Annotated in this window: 8 protein-coding genes; 2 read left to right on the top strand and 6 right to left on the bottom strand. The window is 70.1% G+C overall.

Going from position 1 to position 8,373, the window contains the following annotated elements; translation table 11 throughout:
• Nucleotides 1–322 precede the first annotated feature (322 nt).
• Nucleotides 323–2,008, bottom strand: a complete 1,686-nt coding sequence (locus tag ACFRAV_RS30945) for a ribonuclease J (RefSeq protein ID WP_382560817.1) — start codon at nucleotides 2,006–2,008, stop codon at nucleotides 323–325.
• 128 nt (nucleotides 2,009–2,136) lie between these two features.
• Nucleotides 2,137–3,036 (bottom strand): 4-hydroxy-tetrahydrodipicolinate synthase, encoded by a 900-nt coding sequence (gene dapA, locus ACFRAV_RS30950; RefSeq protein ID WP_382560820.1) that lies wholly within the window; start codon nucleotides 3,034–3,036, stop codon nucleotides 2,137–2,139.
• 253 nt (nucleotides 3,037–3,289) lie between these two features.
• Here dapA and thyX point away from each other — a divergent pair, with 253 nt between their 5' ends.
• Entirely contained in the window at nucleotides 3,290–4,084 is a 795-nt protein-coding gene (gene thyX, locus ACFRAV_RS30955) for an FAD-dependent thymidylate synthase (RefSeq protein ID WP_382560823.1), read from the top strand.
• Here thyX and ACFRAV_RS30960 read toward each other — a convergent pair.
• On the bottom strand, nucleotides 4,036–4,947 hold the full coding sequence (locus ACFRAV_RS30960) for an HNH endonuclease (protein ID WP_382560825.1): 912 nt from the start codon (nucleotides 4,945–4,947) through the stop codon (nucleotides 4,036–4,038). The genes thyX and ACFRAV_RS30960 overlap by 49 nt on opposite strands.
• Before the next feature lie 142 nt (nucleotides 4,948–5,089).
• On the opposite strand from ACFRAV_RS30960, the gene ACFRAV_RS30965 reads away from it, so the two are divergent.
• Nucleotides 5,090–5,668, top strand: coding sequence for a hypothetical protein (locus ACFRAV_RS30965; protein ID WP_382560828.1), 579 nt, complete (start codon nucleotides 5,090–5,092; stop codon nucleotides 5,666–5,668).
• Nucleotides 5,669–5,737: 69 nt separating this feature from the next.
• Here ACFRAV_RS30965 and ACFRAV_RS30970 read toward each other — a convergent pair whose 3' ends face one another.
• The 3 genes from ACFRAV_RS30970 to ACFRAV_RS30980 all read right to left on the bottom strand — a co-directional run.
• A complete protein-coding gene (locus tag ACFRAV_RS30970) occupies nucleotides 5,738–6,199 on the bottom strand; it encodes a hypothetical protein (RefSeq protein WP_351117270.1) in 462 nt (153 codons plus the stop codon).
• A gap of 7 nt (nucleotides 6,200–6,206) precedes the next feature.
• Nucleotides 6,207–6,959: a 4-hydroxy-tetrahydrodipicolinate reductase gene (dapB, locus tag ACFRAV_RS30975; protein ID WP_382560831.1), complete on the bottom strand. Its 753-nt coding sequence runs from the start codon at nucleotides 6,957–6,959 to the stop codon at nucleotides 6,207–6,209.
• Nucleotides 6,960–7,018: 59 nt separating this feature from the next.
• Nucleotides 7,019–8,373 (bottom strand): M16 family metallopeptidase (locus ACFRAV_RS30980; protein WP_382560834.1); only part of this gene is annotated, 1,355 nt, incomplete at its 5' end.

The following is an 8,373-nucleotide window of genomic DNA, read 5'->3' on the forward strand; positions in this document are numbered from 1 at the left end:
CGGACGCTTCCTTTGTACCGACCCTCTCGGGCTTTCCTCCGGGCGCTTCCTTCGTTTCCGACTCTATCAGACCGTTTCCGTTCCGATTTCCTCGGCGCTTTCCAGGTCCTTCGCCTTTCGGCGTTTTCCCTTTCCGGCGGTTCCGACTTTATCAGAAGTTCTGAGTCGGTTTTCCCGCCCTCCGGGTCAGGCACCCCCGGACGCCGTAAGCGTTGCGGGTGCCCCCTGGGCGGGAGCCGTAAACGTACTGGAGGGGAGCGCCCATGTGCAAATCGAGGCGCTCCCCTCCTGGTTCACGCGTGGATCACGCGCTGACCAGGGCTCAGACGTCGACCACGACCGGCAGGATCATCGGCCGACGGCGGTAGGTGTCGGACACCCACTTGCCCAGGGTCCGGCGGATGAGCTGCTGCATCTGGTGCGGCTCGACCACGCCCTCCTGGGCCTGGCGCTCGAGCACCTCGACCAGCTTGGGCAGGACGTCGCCGAAGGCCTTGTCCTCGATGCCGGAGCCGCGGGCCTGGATGTGCGGGCCGGCACTGATCTTGCCGGTGGAGGAGTCCACCACCACGAAGACCGAGATGATGCCCTCGTCACCGAGGATCTTGCGGTCCTTGAGCGCGGGCTCGCCCACCCCGCCGACGGACAGACCGTCGACGTAGACGTAGCCGGCCTGCACCTTGCCGGTGATCCTGGCCTTGCCGTCGACCAGGTCGACGACCACGCCGTCCTCGGCGATCACGATGCGGTCGTGCGGGACGCCGGTCAGGGCGCCCAGCTCGGCGTTGGCCCGCAGGTGGCGCCACTCACCGTGCACCGGCATCAGGTTCCGCGGGCGGCAGATGTTGTAGAAGTACAGCAGCTCGCCGGCCGAGGCGTGACCCGAGACGTGGACCTTGGCGTTGCCCTTGTGGACGACGTTGGCGCCCCAGCGGGTCAGGCCGTTGATCACCCGGTAGACCGAGTTCTCGTTGCCCGGGATGAGCGACGACGCCAGGATCACCGTGTCGCCCGGGACGATCCGGATCTGGTGGTCCCGGTTGGCCATGCGGGACAGCGCGGCCATCGGCTCGCCCTGCGAACCCGTGCAGACCAGGACCACCTCGTGGTCCGGCAGGTCGTCCAGCGTCTTGACGTCGACGACCAGCCCCGGCGGCACCCGCAGGTAGCCGAGGTCCCGGGCGATGCCCATGTTGCGGACCATCGAGCGGCCGACGAAGGCGACTCTGCGGCCGTACTCGTGGGCGGCGTCGAGGATCTGCTGGACGCGGTGGATGTGGCTCGCGAAGCTCGCCACGATCACGCGCTTGCGGGCGCCGGCGAAAACCGACCGCAGCACGTTGGAGATGTCGCGCTCCGGCGGCACGAAGCCGGGGACCTCGGCGTTCGTCGAGTCGCTGAGCAGGAGGTCGATGCCCTCCTCGCTCAGCCGCGCGAAGGCGTGCAGGTCGGTGAGCCGGCCGTCCAGCGGGAGCTGGTCCATCTTGAAGTCGCCGGTGTGCACGACCATGCCCGCGGGCGTGCGGATGGCCACCGCGAGGGCGTCCGGGATGGAGTGGTTGACCGCGACGAACTCGCAGTCGAAGGGGCCGAGCCGTTCCCGGTTGCCCTCCGAGACCTCCAGGGAGTACGGACGGATCCGGTGCTCCTGGAGCTTGGCCTCGATCAGCGCGAGGGTCAGCTTGGAGCCGACCAGCGGGATGTCCGGACGCTCGCGCAGCAGGTACGGAACGGCGCCGATGTGATCCTCGTGCCCGTGGGTCAGGACGATGGCCTCGATGTCGTTCAGGCGGTCCCGGATGGACGAGAAGTCCGGCAGGATCAGGTCGATGCCGGGCTGCTCCTCCTCGGGGAACAGCACGCCGCAGTCGACGATCAGCAGGCGGCCGTCGAACTCGAAGACGGTCATGTTGCGACCGATCTCGCCGAGACCGCCGAGCGGGGTGACCCGCAGTCCGCCCTTGGGAAGCTTGGGCGGCGGGCCGAGTTCAGGGTGCGGATGACTCAAAAGACTCTCCTCACCACGTACGCCACGTGCCCGGGGGCACGTGGCGCGCGTGACGTTCGTGCGTAAGCAGTTGTCGTGTGAAGGTGCAGGCGCGATCGCCCTGCGTATTCAGTTGTGAAGTCCGGTGCTCAGAGCTGTACCCCGCCCTCGACCAGATCGATCTTGAGCTGGTCGAGCTCTTCGGGGCTCAGCTCCACGAGCGGGGCGCGCAGCGGGCCGGCGGGCAGTCCCTGCAGGGCAAGGGCCGCCTTGGTGGTCATCGCGCCCTGGGTGCGGAAGACGCCCCGGATGACGGGGAGCAGCTTGTGGTGGATCTCGGCGGCCTTGTGCACGTCGCCGCCGAGGTGCGCCTCGAGCATGGCGCGCAGGTCCGGGGCGACCAGGTGGCCGACGACCGAGACGAAGCCGACCGCGCCGATCGACAGCAGCGGCAGGTTCAGGATGTCGTCGCCGGAGTACCAGGCCAGTCCGGAGCGGGAGAGCGCCCAGCTCGCGGCGCCCAGGTCGCCCTTGGCGTCCTTGTTGGCGACGATGCGCGGGTGCTCCGCGAGGCGGACCAGCGTCTCCGTGGCGATCGGGACGCCGCTGCGGCCCGGGATGTCGTAGAGCATCACCGGCAGGCCGGTGGAGTCGGCGATCGCCGTGAAGTTCTGGTACAGGCCTTCCTGCGGAGGCTTGTTGTAGTACGGGGTCACGGTGAGCAGGCCGTGCGCGCCGAGCTCCTCGGCCGCGCGGGCCAGCTCGATGCTGTGACGGGTGTCGTTGGTGCCGACGCCTGCCACGACGTGGGCACGGTCGCCGACCGCCTCCAGGACGGCCCGCAGGAGGGCCGCTTTCTCCGCGTTGCTGGTGGTGGGCGACTCACCGGTGGTGCCGTTGATGATGAGACCGTCGTTGCCGGCGTCCACGAGATGGGTGGCAAGCCGCTGGGCGCCGTCGAGGTCGAGCGCGCCGTCCGCCGTGAACGGAGTCACCATGGCGGTAAGGACCCTCCCGAAGGGGGTCTGCGGAGTGGAGGTCGGTGCCATGGCTAACACGCTACTCGCTGCACCGGGCCTGGTGCGCCGTCGGGGGCCGGACATTGTGGACGAACGGGATCCCGGCACTGCCTGCTCGGGGGTTCAAGCAGTGCCGGGTCCGTATCGTCAGGCTAGATAACTCTCAGATATCCGGCAATTCGGACGCCGGGCGCGGCGGGGCGCACCGCCCGGTCGCGCTACCCGGGCGGGCGAGGAGCCCAGGACGGCGCGTGGGAGAATTGTCCTCCCTGAACCAACTGGAGTGATCAGATTGCACACGGTCGAACCCCAGGTCCACCTCATCTCGCGTCCGGACCTCGACTACGACGAGGTGGCGGCCTACCTGAGCGATGTGGGTGGCGAGAGCTGGCTGGAGCGCGTCGACCGGGGCGACCTGGACGACGCCCAGAATCTGGCGGAGTTCGCCGGACGGATCTGCTACCGCTCGTGGGAGCCGGGCCTGAACCCGAACGTCACCCGCATCCGTGCCGACCAGGACAAGTACCTCAAGAACATTCTGGCCAGCGCGCACGGCTCGGTCCTTGAGCATGTCAACTTCAGCTTCGTGCTGCACAACGTCAGCCGGGTGGCCACCCACGAACTGGTACGCCACCGTGCCGGCGTCGCCGTGTCGCAGGAGTCGCTGCGCTTCGTCCGCCTGGACGACCTGCCGTTCTGGTTCCCCGACTGGGCCCAGAAGGACGAGGAGCTGATGTCCCGGGCCACCGAGCTGCTCGAGAAGATCGAGGAGTTCCAGCACTGGATGGCGGGTCACTTCGGTCTCGACGAGGAAGGCGTGCCGTTCTCGGAGAAGAAGGCCAAGACCTCGTTCATGCGCCGGTTCGCGCCGGAGGGACTGGGGACGGGGCTCGTCTGGACGGCGAACGTCCGCACGCTGCGGCATGTCATCGAGAACCGGACGGCTCCCGGCGCGGAGGAGGAGATCCGTCTGTTGTTCGACAAGGTGGGCAGGCTGATGGTGCAGGAGGCTCCCTCGCTGTTCGGTGACTACGTGGTCGAGGACGGGGCCTGGATCCCCGGGTGGCGCAAGGTCTGACCAGACGCCGACGACCGGGAAGGGCCGGTCTCCCCGTTTCGGCGGGGGGACCGGCCCTTCCCGCTGTTGTGCACCACCACGCCGTTGGCGAGGTAGTTGTGCCAGGGTCCGGCCACCACCAGGTCGTAGGTCTGCGTCTCGCGGGGTTCCTCGACGCGTTCGTACTGGACGAACTTCGCGCCGGCGGTCACATTGCGACGTGCCAGGTGTTGCTCGGAGTCCGTCTTGGCACGGTGGCACGGTTCGCAGGTCGGTCGGAGGTTGCGGACGTCGAGCGCCTTGAGCAGGTCCGCTGCCACGGGCACCACGTGGTCGAGCACCAGCTCGGCCCTCGGGCGGGCGGTTCCACAGAGGTAGCAGGCGTCGACCGGCTTGATCGCCGTGGAACGCTGCATCGAGGTCCACACGCCGATGCCCGCCCGGAGCGCGGGAGGGATCTGACGGCCGGCATACGCACTGCGCTTTCCCGTCACGACCAGGAGGTGACCGGGACCGAGATCGCAGGCCTTCACCCATCCCTGGTTGGTGAAGAGTGCGTGGTCCGCGGTGCAGCTGAGCTCCTGCCCGGTCTCCGCGCGGAAGGTCAGCACGTTCTGGACGTCACCTCGCAGCACGTCCACGATGGGAGCGCGTTCGAAGAGCAGCGTTTCCTCGTTCAGGACGCGGGCGTGTTGAGCGCGGACCGACGGCAGACGCCGGACCCTGCCCATCGAATCGGTGAAGCCGATGTGCCAGCGTTCGTACAGGTCGGCGATGCGGGTGCGCCGGACGGTGCGGCCGCTCTTCGCGGCAACGCTCTCGGTGGTGATCGCCGTGTCCCCGCTGACACATCGAGCAAGGGTGGATGTCTGACGCTGTGTCACTTCGGAAACACTAATGGCGACGGAGGCATCGGTAAGGCCGGTTCGGCACACCTGAGGTGGTCCTGGCCTCAGGCAATCGATAATCTCAGCGCCTACCGCCCAGATGCGCGGATGAGACAAGCCGATCGAGTGAGGACCCGCCGTGCCCCTGCCCTTTCTGACGGCCGACCGCGCGTTCGACGAGCAGGCCGACGACGTCGTCCTCCCGTTCCACGACCGGCAGCGGTGGCGGCGGCCCTACCGGCCGGGGCCGTACCGGGTCGGGCTGGCCGCGCTGGTGCTGCTGCTCGCCTCGTTCGTGCTGGTGGCGGCGGTGATCATCGCCGCGACGACCTCGGTGACGACGGCCTGGGTGTGGTTCGGGCTGGCGGTGCTGATGATCGCGGGCGCGCTGCGCGGGCTGCGGACCGGTGTCTGGGTGAGCTCGGCGGGGCTGCGGCATGTGGCGTTCTTCGCCACCCGCACCACTCCGTGGGCCCGTGTGGGGGCGCTGCGGGTCGTCCAGCAGCCTGTGCGGTGGATGGGGCTGCCCAGGACGGTGCAGGGCCAGGGACTCGTCCTGGAGGCCCGTGGCGGGCGCGGTGGCGCCGCCGCGGACGGCAGGGTGGTGCTGCTGAGCACGCACGGCGCGGACTTCCTGGGGCTGCCCGAGGTATTCGACCGCGCGGCGGACACCGTCGAGGCGTGGGCGGACGAGTACCGGACGGTTCCGGGACGCTGAGGACGCCGCAACGGCCCCGTCGCCCGGTGGGCGGCGGGGCCGTTGTCGTGTGCGGGCGGTCGGCGATCGTCAGCCGCGGGTGCCGGCGGTGGGCCGGCCGTCGTGGAGCTGGATGGCGCGCTGCATGGCTTTGCGGGCGCGGGTGGTGTCGCGGGCGTCGTGGTAGGCGACGGCGAGACGGAACCAGGAGCGCCAGTCCTCCGGGGCGGCTTCCGTCTCGGCCTTGCGGCGGGCGAAGACGGCGTCCGCGGAGTCGCGGTCGATGCGGCCGCTGGGGGTGCGCTCCAGGTCGTCGACCGGGAGGCCGCCCTCGGCCTCGAGTTCGGCGGCGAGGGCGCCGGCCCGCTGGGCGAACCGGGTGTTCGCCCAGAGGAACCACAGGCCGACGGCGGGCAGCACCAGCACGGCGCAGCCCAGCGTGACGGTGAGCGGGGTGCCGACCTGGACGAGCATGACGCCGCGGCTTCCGGCCAGGACGAAGTAGGCGATCAGGGCCAGGGCCGTGACGGCGTAGGTGATCTTCGCGCGCATGCCGGTGTCAGCCCAGGTCCAGGAAGTGCTCGAGCCCGAAGGTCAGGCCCGGGGTGTCCACCACGCGGCGCACGCCGAGCAGGACGCCCGGCATGAAGCTGCTGTGGTGCAGGGAGTCGTGGCGGACGGTGAGGGTCTCGCCCTCGCCGCCGAGCAGGACCTCCTGGTGGGCCAGGAGGCCGCGCAGCCGGACGGCGTGCACCGGGACGCCCTCGACGTCGGCGCCGCGGGCCCCTTCCAGGGCCGTGGCGGTGGCGTCGGGCATCGGGGCGCTGCCGGCCGCCCGGCGGGCCTCGGCGATCAGCTGGGCGGTGCGCTGTGCGGTGCCGCTGGGGGCGTCGACCTTGTCGGGGTGGTGCAGTTCGACGACCTCGACGGACTCGAAGTACGGGGCGGCGAGCTGGGCGAACTTCATGGTGAGGACGGCGCCGATGGAGAAGTTCGGCGCGATCAGGACGCCCGTCGAGGGGGACGCCTTCAGCCAGCCGTCGAGGGCGGCCAGGCGCTCGTCGCTCCAGCCGGTGGTGCCGACGACGGCGTGGATGCCGTTGCCGACGCAGTACTCGAGGTTGGTCATCACCGAGTCGGGGGTGGTCAGCTCGACGGCCACCTGGGCTCCGGAGGAGGTCAGGACGTCAAGGCTGTCGTGGCGGCCGAGGGCGGCCACCAGTTCCAGGTCCTCGGCGTCCTCGACCGCCTTGACGGCCGCGGAGCCGATGCGCCCCTTGGCGCCGAGTACCGCCACTCGCAGCTTGCTCATGTTGCTCCTGCTTCCTTTCGCGGGCCCCGCGGGGTCCGGTCGACGAAGGTCCGGCCGGCTCAGGCCACGGTCTCGTGCAGCCGGGAGGCCTGCTTGTCCTTGAGCGGGCCGATGACCGAGAGGGAGGGACGGCGGCCCAGGACGTCCCGGGCGACCTCTCGGACATCATCGGGCGTGACGGCGTCGATGCTCGCGAGGACGTCGTCGACGGACATCTGGTCGCCCCAGCAGAGCTCGCTCTTGCCGATGCGGTTCATCAGCGCGCCGGTGTCCTCCAGGCCGAGGACGGTGGAGCCCTTGAGCTGGCCGACGGCGCGGGCGATCTCGTCGTCGGGGAGGCCTTCGGCGGCGGCCTTGTCGAGTTCGTCGCGGCAGATCTTCAGCACGTCGGGCACCTGGCTGGGCCGGCAGCCGGCGTAGACGCCGAAGAGGCCGCAGTCGGCGAAGCTGGAGGTGTACGAGTACACGCTGTAGGCCAGGCCGCGCTTCTCCCGGACCTCCTGGAAGAGGCGGGAGGACATGCCGCCGCCGAGAGCCGTGTTGAGGACGGCCAGGGTCCAGCGGCGGTCGTCGTTGCGGGCGATGCCGGGCATGCCGAGGACGACGTGCGCCTGCTCCGTCTTGCGGGAGATCAGGTCGACCTTGCCGGCGGCGCGCAGGGTGCGGCTGCCGGAGCGGGGGCCGACCGGGACGGCGTCGTGGTCGGTGAGCAGGCCGGCCTTCTCGAAGGCGGTGCGGACCTGCCGGACGACCTTGGCGTGGTCGACGTTGCCGGCCGCGGCGACCACCAGGCGGGTGGGGTCGTAGTGCTTCTTGTAGAAGCGCCGTATGCGGTCGGCGTTGAGGGCGTTGACCGTGTCGACGGTGCCGAGGACGGGGCGGCCGAGGGGGGTGTCGCCGAGCATGGTGTGCGCGAACAGGTCGTGCACGCAGTCGCCCGGGTCGTCCTCGGTCATCGCGATCTCCTCGAGGATCGCGCCGCGTTCGACGTCGACGTCCTCCTCGCGGATCAGGGAGCCGGTGAGCATGTCGCAGACCACGTCGATCGCGAGCGGGAGGTCGGTGTCCAGCACGCGGGCGTAGTAGCAGGTGTACTCCTTGGCGGTGAACGCGTTCATCTCGCCGCCGACCGCGTCGATCGCGGCCGAGATGTCGAGGGCGCTGCGCCGGGAGGTGCCTTTGAAGAGCAGGTGCTCGAGGTAGTGGGTGGCCCCGTTCAGTGCGGGCGTCTCGTCGCGGGAGCCGACGTTGGCCCAGATGCCGAAGGTGGCGGAGCGCACCGAGGGGAGGGTCTCGGTGACGACGCGCAGGCCGCCGGGGAGGGTGGTGCGGCGGACGGTGCCGCTGCCGTTCACGCCCTTGATCAGGGTTTGGGTACGGGCGACGGCCCGCACCGGGGAACCGGTGCGGGCCC

The sequence above is a fragment of the Streptomyces sp. NPDC056600 genome (assembly GCF_042792855.1).
Classification (GTDB): domain Bacteria; phylum Actinomycetota; class Actinomycetes; order Streptomycetales; family Streptomycetaceae; genus Streptomyces.